Origin of the sequence: Blattabacterium cuenoti BPAA (genome assembly GCF_000348805.1) — a bacterium.
Taxonomy (GTDB): Bacteria; Bacteroidota; Bacteroidia; order Flavobacteriales; family Blattabacteriaceae; genus Blattabacterium; species Blattabacterium cuenoti_B.
In genome coordinates this window covers 146,878-162,953 of record NC_020510.1, presented here as the reverse complement: position 1 = coordinate 162,953, position 16,076 = coordinate 146,878, and the positions used below count along the sequence as shown (strand labels likewise).

The 16,076-nt window shown below is 28.0% G+C and carries 14 protein-coding genes; 5 read left to right on the top strand and 9 right to left on the bottom strand.

All coding sequences use genetic code 11. From position 1 onward, the window contains the following. Positions 1 to 3 precede the first annotated feature (3 nt). Positions 4 to 840, bottom strand: coding sequence for a 5'/3'-nucleotidase SurE (surE, locus tag BPAA_RS00750; protein ID WP_015429769.1), 837 nt, complete (start codon positions 838 to 840; stop codon positions 4 to 6). Positions 841 to 904: 64 nt separating this feature from the next. Here surE and BPAA_RS00745 point away from each other — a divergent pair, with 64 nt between their 5' ends. Further along, positions 905 to 3,004: a carboxy terminal-processing peptidase gene (locus BPAA_RS00745; RefSeq protein ID WP_015429768.1), complete on the top strand. Its 2,100-nt coding sequence runs from the start codon at positions 905 to 907 to the stop codon at positions 3,002 to 3,004. Here BPAA_RS00745 and gyrA read toward each other — a convergent pair. Then, entirely contained in the window at positions 2,985 to 5,444 is a 2,460-nt protein-coding gene (gyrA, locus tag BPAA_RS00740) for a DNA gyrase subunit A (RefSeq protein WP_015429767.1), read from the bottom strand. The genes BPAA_RS00745 and gyrA overlap by 20 nt on opposite strands. Positions 5,445 to 5,487: 43 nt before the next feature. Next, a complete protein-coding gene (gene aroB, locus BPAA_RS00735) occupies positions 5,488 to 6,552 on the bottom strand; it encodes a 3-dehydroquinate synthase (protein ID WP_041178660.1) in 1,065 nt (354 codons plus the stop codon). Between the two features lie 79 nt (positions 6,553 to 6,631). Between aroB and BPAA_RS03145 the strand changes: the two genes are divergently transcribed. Then, a complete protein-coding gene (locus BPAA_RS03145) occupies positions 6,632 to 6,805 on the top strand; it encodes a hypothetical protein (RefSeq protein ID WP_015429765.1) in 174 nt (57 codons plus the stop codon). A gap of 54 nt (positions 6,806 to 6,859) precedes the next feature. Continuing rightward, positions 6,860 to 7,519, top strand: coding sequence for a DedA family protein (locus BPAA_RS00730; RefSeq protein WP_041178695.1), 660 nt, complete (start codon positions 6,860 to 6,862; stop codon positions 7,517 to 7,519). Here the strand turns inward: BPAA_RS00730 and BPAA_RS00725 are convergent. Genes BPAA_RS00725 through BPAA_RS00715 form a run of 3 tightly spaced genes read right to left on the bottom strand, consistent with a single transcriptional unit; the run spans position 7,512 to position 9,519 of the window. Next, entirely contained in the window at positions 7,512 to 7,952 is a 441-nt protein-coding gene (locus BPAA_RS00725; RefSeq protein ID WP_041178659.1) for a nucleoside deaminase, read from the bottom strand. The two genes, BPAA_RS00730 and BPAA_RS00725, sit on opposite strands and share 8 nt — an antisense overlap. A 29-nt stretch (positions 7,953 to 7,981) precedes the next feature. Next, positions 7,982 to 8,584, bottom strand: coding sequence for a 50S ribosomal protein L25 (locus BPAA_RS00720; RefSeq protein WP_015429762.1), 603 nt, complete (start codon positions 8,582 to 8,584; stop codon positions 7,982 to 7,984). After that, a complete protein-coding gene (locus BPAA_RS00715; protein ID WP_015429761.1) occupies positions 8,581 to 9,519 on the bottom strand; it encodes a ribose-phosphate diphosphokinase in 939 nt (312 codons plus the stop codon). The genes BPAA_RS00720 and BPAA_RS00715 overlap by 4 nt, the downstream gene beginning before the upstream one ends. Positions 9,520 to 9,585: 66 nt before the next feature. Here BPAA_RS00715 and BPAA_RS00710 point away from each other — a divergent pair, with 66 nt between their 5' ends. Beyond that, complete coding sequence (locus BPAA_RS00710; RefSeq protein WP_015429760.1) at positions 9,586 to 10,380, top strand: thymidylate synthase; 795 nt, start codon at positions 9,586 to 9,588, stop codon at positions 10,378 to 10,380. Positions 10,381 to 10,391: 11 nt separating this feature from the next. Here BPAA_RS00710 and thrC read toward each other — a convergent pair whose 3' ends face one another. From thrC to thrA, 3 genes are read right to left on the bottom strand one after another with little or no spacing between them, the layout of a single operon-like run. Beyond that, on the bottom strand, positions 10,392 to 11,720 hold the full coding sequence (gene thrC, locus BPAA_RS00705) for a threonine synthase (protein WP_015429759.1): 1,329 nt from the start codon (positions 11,718 to 11,720) through the stop codon (positions 10,392 to 10,394). Positions 11,721 to 11,741: 21 nt separating this feature from the next. Continuing rightward, positions 11,742 to 12,698, bottom strand: coding sequence for a homoserine kinase (locus tag BPAA_RS00700; protein WP_015429758.1), 957 nt, complete (start codon positions 12,696 to 12,698; stop codon positions 11,742 to 11,744). Between the two features lie 5 nt (positions 12,699 to 12,703). Further along, on the bottom strand, positions 12,704 to 15,151 hold the full coding sequence (thrA, locus tag BPAA_RS00695) for a bifunctional aspartate kinase/homoserine dehydrogenase I (RefSeq protein WP_015429757.1): 2,448 nt from the start codon (positions 15,149 to 15,151) through the stop codon (positions 12,704 to 12,706). A 293-nt stretch (positions 15,152 to 15,444) separates the two neighbouring features. On the opposite strand from thrA, the gene BPAA_RS00690 reads away from it, so the two are divergent. Next, positions 15,445 to 16,074 (top strand): urease subunit gamma, encoded by a 630-nt coding sequence (locus BPAA_RS00690; RefSeq protein ID WP_015429756.1) that lies wholly within the window; start codon positions 15,445 to 15,447, stop codon positions 16,072 to 16,074. Positions 16,075 to 16,076 lie beyond the last annotated feature (2 nt).

Sequence of the window (16,076 nt, the reverse complement as noted above, 5' to 3'; positions counted from 1 at the left end):
TTTTTAACATTTCAATTCAGAATTAACTAAACTATGTATCCAAAAAAAAAAAAAAACAAATAGTACAAAAAAGTTCCAAGATTTTAAAAGGTTTAATATAGTATAATTGGTTAAATCAGATTGAATAGGAACAATAGATATATATCCATTCTTTAACGCCCATTCATCTGTATCAACTTTTTCATCTAAATTCAAAAACTCTCCTACTAACCAATAATAAGTTTTTCCTTTAGGATTATAACGTTTATCAAAACTTTCCTTCCATTTAGAGTCTGCTTGTCTACATATTTTAATTCCTTTGATTTGTTCTTTTTTTAATTTAGGAATATTTACATTCAAAGTGATTATTTTTTCTGGAATAGGATTGTAAAGAATTTTTTTGACAATCTGACATACATATTTTTTAGATGGTTCAAAATCAGCATTCCAATCAAAATCCAAGAGAGAAAATCCTACAGATGGAATTCCCTCTATACTTGCTTCAATAATAGCAGAAACCGTACCAGAATACATAATATTTATAGAAGAATTGGATCCATGATTAATTCCTGATACACAAATATCAGGTTTTCTTGGAAGAATATCACTGATTGCTAATTTAACACAATCTACCGGAGTTCCAGAACATTCCCATTCTTTTTGAATTCCATTATCTATTTTTACCGAATCACAATATAAAATTGTATTCATTGTTATTGCATGTCCTACTCCAGATTGGGGTTTATTTGGAGCTACTACATATACATCTCCTAAAAGATTCATAGAATGGACAAGGGCTCTAATACCTGGAGCGACGATTCCATCATCATTTGTAACTAAAATAATTGGTTTTTTATTCATTTTATATTATATAAAAAACTATTTATGTATAATTTTACTAATATTTTTCAATCAAAACATTATTGTGAATTTTAAAATAAAAAAACTGAATGATATTAAATATATAATCATTGGTTTCTTTTTCATTTTTTCATTAAGTTTTTGTTCTCCATTAGGAGAACAAGAGAAACATCGTATAATCCTTAAATCAATATATAAAACACTTTACTTTTTACATCCTACTCCTATTTCTATAAATAATAATTTTTCACAAAAAGTATATGATAAATTTTTTGAAAAATTAGATAATCAAAAACGTTTTTTTCTACAACAAGATTTAGAAGATCTTTCTTTATATAGAGAAAAAATAGACGAATTTTGGATTCATGGAGATCCTACTTTCTTTAATATTATTATGAAACGTTTTTTTCGAAGAGTAAAAGAAGCAGAATTTATATGTTTTCAAATATTAAAAAAATCTTTTGATTTTAATCAAAAAGAAATATACATACTTGAAGAACAAAAATTCTCTTATCCAAAAAATCAAAAAGAATGGATTGAAAGATGGAGAAAATACTTAAAATATATGACTTTATTAGAAACAATCACTTCTACAAAAGAAAAAAAATTTTTGAAAAATGCATTTTTCAACGAAGAAAAAAGGTCCAGAAAAAAAGTAGAAGAATATATTCAGGAATATTTTAGGAAAATAAAAATAAAAAAAGAATCCGACTGGTTTTCCAGATATGTTAATGTTATAACTTCTCAATATGATCCTCATACAAATTATTTTTCTCCTAAAGAAAAAGAAATTTTCGATTTAAACATATCTGGACAAACAGAAGGAATTGGGGTGGAATTACAAGATGATAAAGGATTTCCCACTGTTGTTAAACTTATTATTGGTGGACCTGCGTGGAAAAATAAAAAAATAGAAATAGGAGATAGAATTATACGAGTAGCAAAAAACGTAAACTCAGAATCAAAAAATATTGTAGGAATGTTATTAGAAAATTCGATTCGTTTAATAAGGGGAAAAAAAGGAAGTAAAGTGAAATTAACTATTCAGAAAAAAAATGGATCTATAGAAGAAGTAATTCTCACTAGAGATAGAATTGAAACGAAAGAAATTTTTGCAAAAAGTGTTATAATTTTGGATAAAAATAAAGATAAATATGGATTGATTTGTTTACCAGAATTTTATTTTAATCCTGAAAATAAAAATGGTAGAAATGCAGCTCAAGATATGAAAAAAATCATTCAAGAACTAAAAAAAGAAAATATAAAAGGAATTCTGATAGATATTAGAAATAACGGAGGAGGATCTTTAGATGCCGTGATAGAAATTTCTGGTTTCTTTTTAGGAAAAGTTCCTATTTTACAAATAGGAAAACCTCACAAAAAGAAAAATATACTTAAAAGTCATGAAAATAAGGTTTTATGGACAGGTCCCCTTGTTATTCTTGTAAATGAATTTTCTGCCTCTGCTTCTGAAATCCTCGCTGCTGCTATCAAAGATTATAAAAGAGGAATTATTGTTGGAGTGGGAAGCGATCAAACATATGGAAAGGGGACTATACAAACTATTTATCCATTAAATCGTTTTTTACATTTTAATGAAGAGTTAGGAACCTTAAAATTTACCATTAATAAATTTTATCGTGTGAATGGAAGTTCTACTCAATTAAAGGGAGTGACCCCAGATATAGTTCTTCCAAGGAAAAATACAAAAAATACATTTTTAAAATTTATGGAAAAAAATCAAACCAATCCCATGAAATGGGATTGTACGAATCCTATTCCTTCTCTTCGTTATTATTATAAAAATTTATATATAGAAAATATTAAACATAAAAGCATAAAACGTTTAAAAGGAAATAAGGATTTTATCACTATTTTCAAAACTATGCAATCATTAGAAAACAAATCTTATAATAAAAAACAATTTTCCTTAAATTGGAAAGAATTTTATTATGAAAATTTAAAAATAAAAAAAAGAAATGAGAATTTAAAAAAATTAAGAAACAATTTGAATACATTTGGGACAAAAACCTTTCCTGTCTATTATAAAATTCTATCAAAAGAATCAGAAAAACAAAAAGAATGGAAAAAAAATCTTTCTTTAGATTTTTATGTATCGGAATGTATTAATATATTGCGAGATTTCAATGAAATACCACAATAGGTTTGTAAACTTTTGCCACATCAGCTATAGCATCGTTTTCTTTCAAATGAATTAATCGAACTCCTTGAGTCGTTCTTCCCATCACTCTTATATCCGATATAGGTATACGTATCATAATTCCTGACTTTTTAATAATCATCAAATCATCTCGATCCGTGACATATTTTATGGAAATTAAACTTCCTGTTTTTTGAGTAATATTTATTGTTTTAATTCCTTTTCCACCACGATTAGTGATCCGATAATCTTTAATACTGGATCTTTTTCCAAACCCTTTTTCAGAAACAACTAACAAATGTCCTTTTTCTTTTCCTTCCACACAGATCATTCCAATGACCATATCTTTATTTTTTATATTTATTCCTATCACTCCCGAAGAAGCTCTTCCAGTTGAACGAATTTTTTTTTCTGAAAAACGAATAATCCTTCCACTTTTTACAGCAACAAAAACATGGCTATCTCCCTTAGTTAGAATAGCTTCCACCAAAGAATCTCCTTTACGAATCACAATAGCATTAATCCCATCTTTTCTAGGACGAGAATAATTTTCTAAAGGTGTTTTTTTTATAATACCTTTTTTCGTAATCATCATGACATAATAATCTTTTACATATTTTTTGTTAGAAAGATCTCCTGTTAATATATAAGCATTGACTTTATCATCTGTTTGAAGACGAATAATGTTTTGTATCGCTCTACCTTTAGAAATTTTAGATCCTTCTGGAATTTCATATACTTTGAGCCAAAAACATTTTCCTTTTTCTGTAAAAAAAAGTAGATATTGATGATTTCTTGCTACAAGTAAATGTTTAAAGAAATCTGATTCTCTAGCAATGGCTCCTCTATTTCCTACTCCACCCCTTCCTTGACGTTTATATTCTGATAAAGATGTTCTCTTAATGTACCCAGCATGGGAAATAGTAAGAACGACCTGTTCGTTCTCAATTAGATCTTCTATATTTACCTTATATCCGGAATAATCGATTTGTGTACGACGTTTGTCTTTGTACTTCTTTTGAATCTCTAAAAGTTCTTTTTTAATAATTTTTGTTCTTATAGAATGCTCTTTTAAAACATTTCTAAAAAACTCTATTTTTTGAACAAGTTCGTCATATTCTTTTCTAAGTTTTTTGACTTCCAAAGAAGTAAGACTTTGTAATTTCATATCTAAAATAGATTGAGATTGATGTTTTGATATGTGAAATTTTTGAATCAGTTTATTACAAGCATCAGAACGATGATGAGACTTTTGAATTAATTGAATCATGATATCTAAATGATCTAATATTTTCAAAAAACCTAATAAAATATGAATACGATTTTGACACTTTTTGTGTTCGTATTTTGTACGTCGAATAATAACATTATGTCTATGATCAACAAAATGTTGAATAATACTTTTTATATTTAATTGAACAGGTTTTCCATTAACTAATGCTATATTATTGACATTAAAATAAGTTTGTAAAGAAGTATATTGAAACAATTGATTCAATAATATATTAGAATTTGTATTTTGTTTCAAAATGTAAACAATACGTAATCCATTTCTATCCGACTCATCACGAATTTGATAAATTCCTTCCATTTTTCCTTCTTTCATCAATTCCACAGTTCTAGCAATCATATCCGCTTTATTCACTTGATAAGGAATTTCATCTACAATTATACATGGTCTTCCATGAAGATCTTCAAAATGGACTTTTGCACGTAAAACAATACGTCCTTTACCGGTGTAAAAAGAATTTTTAACTCCGTCATATCCGTAAATAATTCCACCTGTAGGAAAATCAGGCCCTTTTATATATTTCATGATCTGTTCTATAGAAATATCATTATGATCTATATAGGCACAAATAGCATTTATAGTTTCTGTTAAATTGTGAGGAGGAATATTGGTTGCCATTCCAACTGCAATTCCAGAAGATCCATTAATTAGAAGATTGGGAATTCTGGTAGGTAAAACCGTTGGTTCCTCCAAAGAATCATCGAAATTTAATTGCATATCTACGGTCTCTTTTTTTAGATCCAACAACATTTCTTCAGAAATTTTTTTCATTTTTACTTCTGTATAACGCATAGCTGCCGGAGGATCTGCATCCAATGATCCAAAATTTCCCTGTCCATCTATTAATGGATAACGTAATGTCCATTTTTGAGTCATACGAACCATAGTATCATAAACAGAAATGTCTCCATGAGGATGATATTTTCCCAATACTTCTCCAACAATACGAGCAGATTTTTTATAAGAACTCTTGGAAATAATTCCTAATTGATACATTCCATAAAGAACTCTTCTATGCACAGGTTTTAACCCATCTCTAACATCTGGAAGAGCTCTGGATACAATCACAGACATAGAATAATCTATGTAAGATGATTTCATTTCATCTTCAATATTAATAGAAATCAATTTTTCTCCTTCACTTTCATTCATTTTTTTGAAAAGATTAATGTAATAAATTAATAAATAAAAATATTTAGATCAAAAAACTTTCCTTAATCAAGGAATATGGAACTTGACAATTGTATGAACATTTTCCTATTTTTTTTAATAAAGAAAATTGAATTTGATTTTTTTCATTTTTTTTATCATGTTCCATAATCAGAAATAATTTTTGAATTTCAAAATCAGAAATTTTATTTTGTATTGGATATAATGCAGAAAGTGTAGATTTGATTTCTTTATAATCAGATATGGATAACCCATTAATTTTGCAAGAAATCCATGATTCATAAATCATACCCATAGTTATAGCAATTCCATGCAGAATTTTTTTATTTATATTCATAAAATAGCTCTCTAAAGCATGTCCAATAGTGTGTCCAAAATTAAGAATTTTTCTTAATCCTTTTTCTTTAGGATCTTGATCTACAATTTTTTGTTTAATTAATATAGATTTATGAATTAACTCTCCCCATTCATGTTTATGAATGATATTTTTTTGTATTTGATTCATTTGTTTCCAAAAACTTTTATCGGCTATCAAACCATGTTTGAACATTTCTGCCATTCCAGAAAAAATTTCTGAATTTGGAAGTGTTTTTAAAAAATGAGTATCTATGATTAAAAATTCTGGAACCGAAAAAGATCCTATTTCATTTTTTATAGAATCTAAATTTACTCCTGTTTTATATCCTATAGAAGCATCAACCATTCCTAATAAAGTTGTAGGAATATTAACAAAACGAATGCCTCGTTTAAATATAGTAGCTACAAATCCTCCAATATCTGTTATTACTCCTCCTCCTAAATTTAGGATTAAACTTTTTCTAGTTGCTTTAAATTTTTCTAAATGTTTGCATATTTGAATACACGTATAAATATTTTTTTCTTTTTCTCCTGATTTGATTTCAATAATATTAGATTTTTCTAAAAAATCTATGTAATGAAAAAGAATGGGAAGACAGTGTCTGTAGGTTTTTTCATCTACGAGAATAAATATATTTTGAATGGAATCAACTTGATGAAGTAAGTAATTTTTGAGCATATCATAAGCTTCTTCATTAAAGTATATGAGTCTTTCCCTTTTTTTCATTTTCATGAATTTAGCCTCGTTTAACAAACAAAATTAACCAATTTTTCATTAATTAATGAAATAAAATATTTTACACAACCAAAAAATGACAAAAAACCAACCTATTGTAAAGAAAAATATATTAGGAATCCATCCTAAAAGATTAATAAATTTAAATAAATACTCCATAAAAAATATATTAGTTTTTTTTCATACTGATTTTTTTCATACTGATTTTTTTCATACTGAAAATATGAAAATAAATATTTTTATTTTTTAATTTTTATAAAAAATGGAAATTTTTAACTTTGACTTTCATTATCATATTTGTAAAATGTCAGATTTTTGGGATGTTTTTCAACATTTGTTTAATCCTAGATGGATATTTTTATATTTCGGAAATACAGCTTTATTCATTCTTTTAGCTATTGTATTTGCGGAAACAGGATTTTTTATCGGTTTTTTTTTACCTGGAGATTCTTTATTATTTACTGCCGGAATTTTTGGAGAAGATTTATGCAAAAATTTTTATAATGTACCTTTTTTTGTAATCATTTTAATCGTATCATGTGTGGCTATTCTTGGAAATATGCAAGGATATTGGCTAGGGTATAAATCCGGAAAACTGTTATATCACAGAAAAGACTCCTTTTTTTTTAAGAGAAAACATTTAATTTTAGCAAAATTGTTTTATAATAAATATAAAACAACGGCTCTTATTATGAGTCGTTTTCTTCCCATTTTTCGATCTTTTGCTCCTATTGTAGCAGGAGCAATTCGTGTAGATTTCAAAAAGTTTATGATATATAATATTATTGGAGCGTTTGCTTGGACTTTTTCTATCATGTTATCTGGACATTATTTAGATAAAAATTTTCCGGAATTAAAAAATCATCTTGAATGGATTATTTTATTAATTGTATTAATGACAACTTTACCAATTTTTTTTAAAATGAGAATCAGTAAAAATAAAAAGAAAAAAATACTTATATAAACTTTTTTTTCTTTTTATGGATTCTTTTATAAAAAAAAAATTTTTGTATCAGAGCTTGACATTGATTTTTCATAATTCCAGATACAAATTTTGTTTGGGGATGTAATTTAGTTCCAGAATATATGAATCCTCTTTTTGAGGGATTAGAAGCCCCACAAACAACTCGTCCTATTTGAGACCAAAATAGAGCTCCTGCACACATGACACATGGTTCTAGGGTCACATATAAAGTACATTTTTTGATATATTTATTTTTTAAATAATTAGAGGCTAAGTTTAGCACTAACATTTCTGCATGTGCGGTAATATCACATAAAGTTTCAGTTAAATTATGAGCTTTTGCTATAACTATATTTTTATATGTAATTGCAGCACCTATAGGAATTTCATTTTTATAAAAAGCAATAAAAGCCTCTTTTAAAGCTATTTTCATAAAATAAAAATCTATACACATTATTCATTTTATTTTTTATTTTCTTTTTCTTCTTGATTTTCTTCTTCTTGAGAACCTTTAATAATTGTACGGGAACTTTTTACCCGTGCGATCAGAGTATGAGAAGGATGTAAAATCGTATATTGATCATTATATAAATCTTCGGCTATGATTCTATCTCCTATGTCTAAAGAATGAATATTGAGTTCAATGGATTCTGGCATATTATACGGAATTGCTTTTACTTTTAATTTTCTAATAAAAGAATAATATTCTCCACCTTTTTCAACTCCAATAGGTCTACCAACAGTTCTTACAGGAACTTCTAATATAATAGGTTTAGATTGATCAATTTTGTAAAAATCTACATGTAATATTTTATTATTAACCGGATCAAATTGTATTTCCTTTTGAATGGCATTGATACTTTGATCATATCCCTCTATTTTAAGAGTAACACCATATATTTCTGTAGTATATACTATTTTCTTTAAACTTTCTAATGGAATAGAAAACGGAATATTTATATTTTTTCCATACAAAATACATGGAATTTTTCCAGAAATTCGAATGAAACGAACTGCTTTTTTTCCAATGTTTCTTTTATTTCCGTATATATTTACATATTTCATATTATAAATTTATTACTAATGGACTCGTCTTTATGTACTGATTGCATCACTTCCGCAAAAAGTGGAGCACAAGATAAAACTTGAATTTTATCATTTTGTTTCATTTGATTTATAGGAATCGTATCTGTCACCACCAATTCTTCAATTGCGGATTGATGGATTTTTTCATAAGAATTTCCTGATAGAACTGGATGAGTAGCTATAGCACGTACACTTTTAGCTCCTTGTTTTTTGATTAAATTAGCAGCTTCTGTTAAAGTTCCAGCTGTATCTACCATGTCATCTATAAGTATAATATTTTTATTTCTTACATTTCCTATCAAATTCATGAATTCTATTTCATTTGCTTTTTTTCTTTCTTTATAACAGATGACTACATCTGTTCCTAAATAACCTGCATAACTTCTGGCTCTTTTAGCCCCTCCCATATCTGGAGAAGCAATGGTTAATTGATCTAGGTTTAATTTCTTAATATAATTAATAAATATTCTAGATGCATATAAATGATCTACAGGAATATCAAAAAATCCTTGAATTTGATCTGCATGTAAATCCATGGTCATGACTCTAGTAGCTCCTGAAGCGACTATAAGATTCGCTATTAGTTTCGCGGCAATAGGAGTTCTAGGTTTATCTTTATGATCTTGTCTAGCCCATCCAAAATACGGAATTACAAGTGTTATGTTATAAGCTGAAGCTCTGCAAGCTGCATCACACATTAATAATAATTCCATCAAATTATCTACTGGAGGAAAAGTAGAACCAATCAAAAATACTTGAGATCCACGAACAGATTGTTCAAAACAAGGAGTATATTCTCCATCACTAAATTCTAAAAATCGTACTTTACCAAGAAAATTTCCATAATAATAAGCTATATTTTTTGATAATTTTAAACCGCTTCTTGTAGAGAAGAAGAGTACCTTTTGATTCATAGTTGAATTTTTTATTATGCAAAAATACTTTTAAAATTAAAACATAAATACATCTTGATTAAGATCATGAAACAATATTTAAATTTATTAAAAAACGTATTAAAAAAGGGAATCAAAAGAAAAGATCGTACTGGCGTAGGAACAATAAGCCTATTTGGATATCAAATGAGATTTGATTTAGAAGAAGGATTTCCTATTTTAACCACTAAAAAATTAAACATACGATCTATTATTTATGAACTATTATGGTTTTTAAAAGGAGAAACAAACATTCAATTTTTAATAAACCATCAAGTTAATATTTGGAATAAGTGGGCGGATAATAATGGAGAACTAGGTCCTATATATGGATTTCAATGGAGAAAATGGCCTACCTATGATGGACATTTCATCGATCAAATCGTTAATATCATAAAAGAAATAAAGTTTAATCCTAATTCTAGACGTTTAATTGTTTCTTCTTGGAATGTAGGGATGATTCAAAATATGGCATTACCTCCTTGTCATTTGTTATTCCAATTTTACGTACATCAAAAAAAATTATCGTTACTTTTATATCAAAGAAGTGCAGATATTTTTATTGGATTACCATTTAATATAGCATCTTATGCTTTGTTACTCATTATGTTAGCTAAAGTTTTGAATTTAAAAGAAAAAGAACTCATTCATACTATAGGAGATGCTCATATCTATAACAATCATATTCAACAAGTTAAACTTCAAATGCAAAGAACTCCAAGACCACTTCCTAAAATGATTCTCAATCCTTCTGTGAAAAATATTTTTCAATTTTGTTTTGAAGACTTTGAGTTAAAAAACTATAATCCTTTTCCTCATATTAAGGGAGATGTAGCTATTTAAAAAAATTCATCTCATTTTCTTTCTAATAACCAACTTTTAAAAATATTAAAATCATTGGGTAAAGATGTTGTTTTTATTTTTCTTTTTTCTTTCAAAAAGACTTCAAGTTCCTGATTTGGAACAATTTTTTTTTTCAAAAAAAGAGGCATATGATCTAAAAATTTAATAGGATGAGCTGTTTCTAAAAAAATAGCGGGTTCTGAACCAGAATGAATTTTTTCTTTTTGTTGTTGTAAATATTGTATAAGTCCTAAATAACCAATAGCTCCATGTGGATCTAGCATATATTTATATTTTTTCCATATCATCTTTATAATTTCTAAGGTTTCTTCATCCGTAAATTTATAGGAAAAAAGTTTTTTTCTTAACTGAAAGATATTCTTTTGATATAAATGCCATATTCTAGAAAAATTGCTGGGGTCAGATATATCCATAGCATTCGATATAGTTTTTTTGACTGGAAGAGGATGGTATTTTTTAGATTTTAAAAATCTAGGTATAGTGTCATTGACATTTGTAGATGCAATAAAAGATTTTATAGGTAAACCCATCTTTTCTGCCATCATTCCTGCGCAAAGATTTCCAAAATTTCCACTAGGAACTGAAAAAATTAATTTTGTTGGATTTTCAACAATGATTTGTTTGTAAGCTACAAAATAATAAAACATTTGAGGTAGCCATCTTCCTACATTGATAGAATTCGCAGAAGTTAACATATATTTTTTTTTCACTTCTTGATCTAAAAAAGCTTTTTTAACCATATTTTGACAATCATCAAAACTTCCATATATTTCTAAAGCAGAAATATTATCTCCCAATGAAGTGATTTGTTTTTTTTGTATGGAACTGATTCTATTATATGGATATAAAATAATAACTTCTATTCCAGTTTTTTTATGAAACCCTTTAGCAACAGCACCTCCTGTATCTCCTGAAGTAGCTACTAAAACCGTCACATTTTTTCCTAGTTTTTCAGAAAAATAACTTAAACATCCTGCCATAAACCTAGCTCCCACATCTTTAAAAGCTAAAGTAGGTCCATGGAATAGTTCTAATACGTGAATATTATCATGTATGTTTTTCAATGGAAAAGAAAAATTTAAAGTATCATGAATGATATGATCAATAAATTTTTCTGGGATATATTTTCCAATATAAGGTTTGATAACAAACATGGCAATCGTATAAATATCATAAATCGGAAGGTTATGAATAAATTTTGGTTCTAATTTAGGAATACATTGAGGCATATATAATCCGCCATCAGACGATAATCCTGTTAAAACCGCATCTTCAAAAGAGACTAAATTTTTACAATTTTTCAAACTGTAATACAACATACTATATTTTTTTCTATTATTTTACAATATTTGAGTCCACTTGATTCCTTGTGAATTGATAGGAGAAGTATAAGTTTTATAATCAACTTGTAACGGAGAATAGACTCGATTCATGACTTCAGTCACTTTTTTTGCCGTATAATTTCCTTTGCTAAGCATGAAAACAGAAGGCCCTGAACCAGAGATTCCCCCTCCCAAAGCTCCTATTTCTTTACATCTTACTTGTAATTCATAAAAAGCTGGAATTAACATTGCTCGTATAGGTTCTACAATTACATCTTCTAAGGATCTACTGATTAACTCATAATCTTCTCGATATAAACCCGCGACTAATGCCCCTACATTCCCCCACTGTCTAATGGCATCTGTCATCAATATTTTTTGTTTTAGAATTTCTCTAGCATCTGATGTTTTGACTTCTATTTGTGGATGTATAATACTGACCCATAATTTATTGGGAGTATGTAATTTAGTAATATCCAATGGTTGATAACTTCTGATTAATGTAACACCCCCCATAATAGCAGGAGCAACATTATCAGCATGAGCTGTTCCACTTGCTATACGTTCTCCTTCCATAGCGAAACGGATTAATTGTATAGCACTAAAAGGATTTCCTAATAAAATATTAGCTCCATAAACAACACCAGCTGCACTAGCCGCACTAGACCCTATTCCACTTCCAGGAAGAATATTTTTAATTAATTCAATTTCAAATCCTATTTTTTCTTTTTCATCAAATTTTTGTCTTTGTTTATATTTTTTCAACAAAGATTGCAAAGCGACAAAAGCTGAATTTTTCATTGGATCATTAGGTAATGATGAAGACCTATGAACTCGGTGGATACGTATTCCTGGATTATTGGATTTATATAAAAAAATTTCATCTTTAGGAAAATCTAAAGCTAATCCAATAACATCAAATCCACAAGCCAAATTAGCAACAGTAGCTGGTGAAAATATTTTAATTCCCTTCATGACTTTTATTTAGTAGCTTTAATAATATCTGAAAAAACTCCAGATGCAGTAACTTCTGCTCCAGCACCTGCTCCTTTGATAATAAGAGGTTGTTCAGCATAACGATATGTATTATACAATACCATATTATCTTTTCCTTCTAGTTGAAAAAATGGATGAATCTGTAAAACAGATTCTAATCCAACATAAGCCCCCCCATTTTCGTAACGTGCAATAAAACGCAATCGTTTTTTATCTTTTTCCGCTTCACTTCTAATTTTAAAGAAGTAATCTTTATATCTATGTAATTTTTGATAAAAATCTTCTATAGAACTTGAACTTGAACAAGTTTCTGGAAGAAAAGATTTTTGATGAATGTCACTCAGTTCTAATGGAGAACCACATTCTCTTGCTAAAATTAGTATTTTTCTCATGACATCTAATCCACTTAAATCAATTCTAGGATCAGGTTCTGTATATCCTTTTAATTGAGCTTCTTGAACAACTTCTAAAAAAGATTTTTTTCCTAAAAAATGATTAAATATAAAATTTAAACTTCCTGATAAAACCGCTTCTATTTTATTAATTTTATCTCCACTGTTAATTAGATCGTTAAGTGTACTAATGACAGGAAGACTCGCTCCTACATTAGTTTCAAATAAAAATGGAGCTTTGAAATGTCTAGAAAGTGTTTTTAATTTTTTATAATGATCATAATCTGATGAACAAGCTATTTTATTACAAGTGATCACCCCTATCCCATTCTTTAAAAATTTATCATAAGTCATAGCCATTTCTTCACTAGCTGTGTTATCAACAAATAAACTATTCCTAAGATTAAATTTCCATACTTTTTCCATAAAGGAATATATATTCATCCTAATGCCTTTTTGGCTTAGATTTTCTTTCCAATCACTTAAATTGATCCCGTGATCATTAAAATACATTTTTTTACTATTTGCTAATCCAATGACCCTTACTTGAAGCTTTAATACTTTTAATAAGTAATTTTGTTGCTGATCAATTTGTTCCATCAATTTGCTTCCTACTTTTCCCACCCCACAAATGAAAAGATTAATTTGTTTTGGTGGACTTTCAAAAAAAGATTCATGTAAAGTGTTTAATGCCTTTTTAAAATCGGTTTTTCTAATAACAGCTGATATATTTTTTTCAGTAGAACCTTGCGCTATCGCTCGAACATTAATACTATTTCTTCCCAAAGCCGAAAACATTTTTCCACTGGTTCCATGAAGATTTTTCATGTTATCCCCTACTACGGCAATAATGCAAAGATCTTTCTCTATTCTTAATGGATCAAGACGTCTTTGATGGATTTCTTTAGAAAATTCGCTATCTATTACAGTTTTTGCTTTGATGATATCCGTTTCATGAATTCCTGTAGTAATGGAATGTTCTGAAGAACTTTGAGTGATAAATATAACATTTATTTTTTCACGTGATAATGCTTCAAATAAACGTTTGGAATATCCAGGAATTCCTACCATACCACTTCCTTCTAAGGTAAGTAATGCCATATTTTGAATTCCAGATATTCCGGTTACAGGTTGACTAATATTTGTATTTTTATTAATATAAATCAAAGTACCCGGATCTATAGGAGAAAAAGTATTTTTAATTTGTATCGGAATATGTTTTTTCATAGCAGGATGAATCGTAGGAGGATAAATGACTTTTGCTCCAAAATGGGATAATTCCATTGCTTCTTCATAAGAAATTTCTTTGATAGGAAAAGCCTGATTCACTATTTTCGGATTTGCTGTCATCATTCCACTGACATCCGTCCATATTTCCAGTAAACTAGCAGATATAGCCGCAGCTAAAATAGCAGCCGTGTAATCAGATCCTCCTCTTCCGAGAGTTGTAGTTTCTTTTTCTAACGTAGAACCTATAAATCCTGGTAAAACGATATATTCTGATGTTTTTTCACGAAAAAACTGAATAATGTGATGATTACTTGTAATAAAATCTACTTGTGCACATCCAAACTGAGAATCCGTAATAATTAGATCTCTGCTGTCTTTACAAATAGCGTCTAATCCAGATTGTTTCAATTTCTCTGCAATGAGAAAAGAGGAACTCAATTCTCCAAAACTCATTATTTTATCTAAAGAACGTTTTGAAAGTTCTTCCACTTGAAAAATTCCATCACATAAACTTTCTAAATCATTTATATTTTTTTTAATCCAACTGATTAAATGGCTTTGGTAGGTGATAGGAAACAATTCTCTTATAATGTTAAGATGACGAATTTCGATCTTTTCTAAGATACTTTTATAAATATTTTTTCTTTCAGAAGCTAATTCCCCACATTGTATTAATTGGTCCGTAATATTTCCTAATGCAGAGACAACAATTGCATATCTTCCTCTTGGTTTCTTTTCTAATAAAGAACAAATACGTTTTATAGCATCAGAATGAGCTACGGAACTACCTCCAAATTTTAAAACTTGCATTTTTTAATTATTTGTTTAAAACAATTTTCTCATTGTTAATAATGTTCACAAAAATAATGATAATTTATGGAGGCGTATTCTTTTAATTTTTTGATGAAAAAAGTTTTTTTGTATGTATTTATTTTAAAATAAATCTTACAAATCCAAATACTTTTTTTGGAAATTTAAGAAGGATGAAAAACGATTCTATTTCTCTTTCATTATTATAATATTTCATAACTTTGATCCCCATATAACTGTTGTTTGTTAATAACGAATATTATGTTTGTTTATGAATTAAATTAAAGTATTATATGCATTTAACTTCTTATGAAAAGGAAAAAATTCTTCTGCATATGGCTGGAGAATTGGCAAAAAAACGTTTAAAAAGAGGATTAAAATTGAATTATCCTGAGTCTTTAGCTTTAATTACTCATTATGTAATGGAAGGAGCTCGTGATGGAAAAACAGTAAAAGATCTCATGTATGAAGCAGGAAATATTCTGAATGATGAACAAGTTATGGATGGAGTGTATGAATTACTGAATAGTGTTCAAGTAGAAGCGACATTTCCTGATGGAACAAAATTAGTTACCATACATCATCCTATAAAAAAAAATAGAAAAAAAAATTCTAATCTGATTCCAGGACAATATGATCTATTAAAAGAGGAAATTGTATTATTACCTGGAAGATCTCGTATGAAAAGAATTGTATCCAATACAGGAACACGTCCGATCCAAGTAGGATCTCATTTTCATTTTTATGAAACCAATTCGGCTCTTCTTTTTGATAGAAAAGGAACTAAAGGATATAAACTAGATATACCTTCCGGTAGATCTGTTCGTTTTGAACCAGGAGAAACAAAAGAAGTTATTTTAGTTGAAATTGGAGGAAGTAAAAAAATTTATGGATTTTCAGGAAGAGAAAATACAACTATATGAAT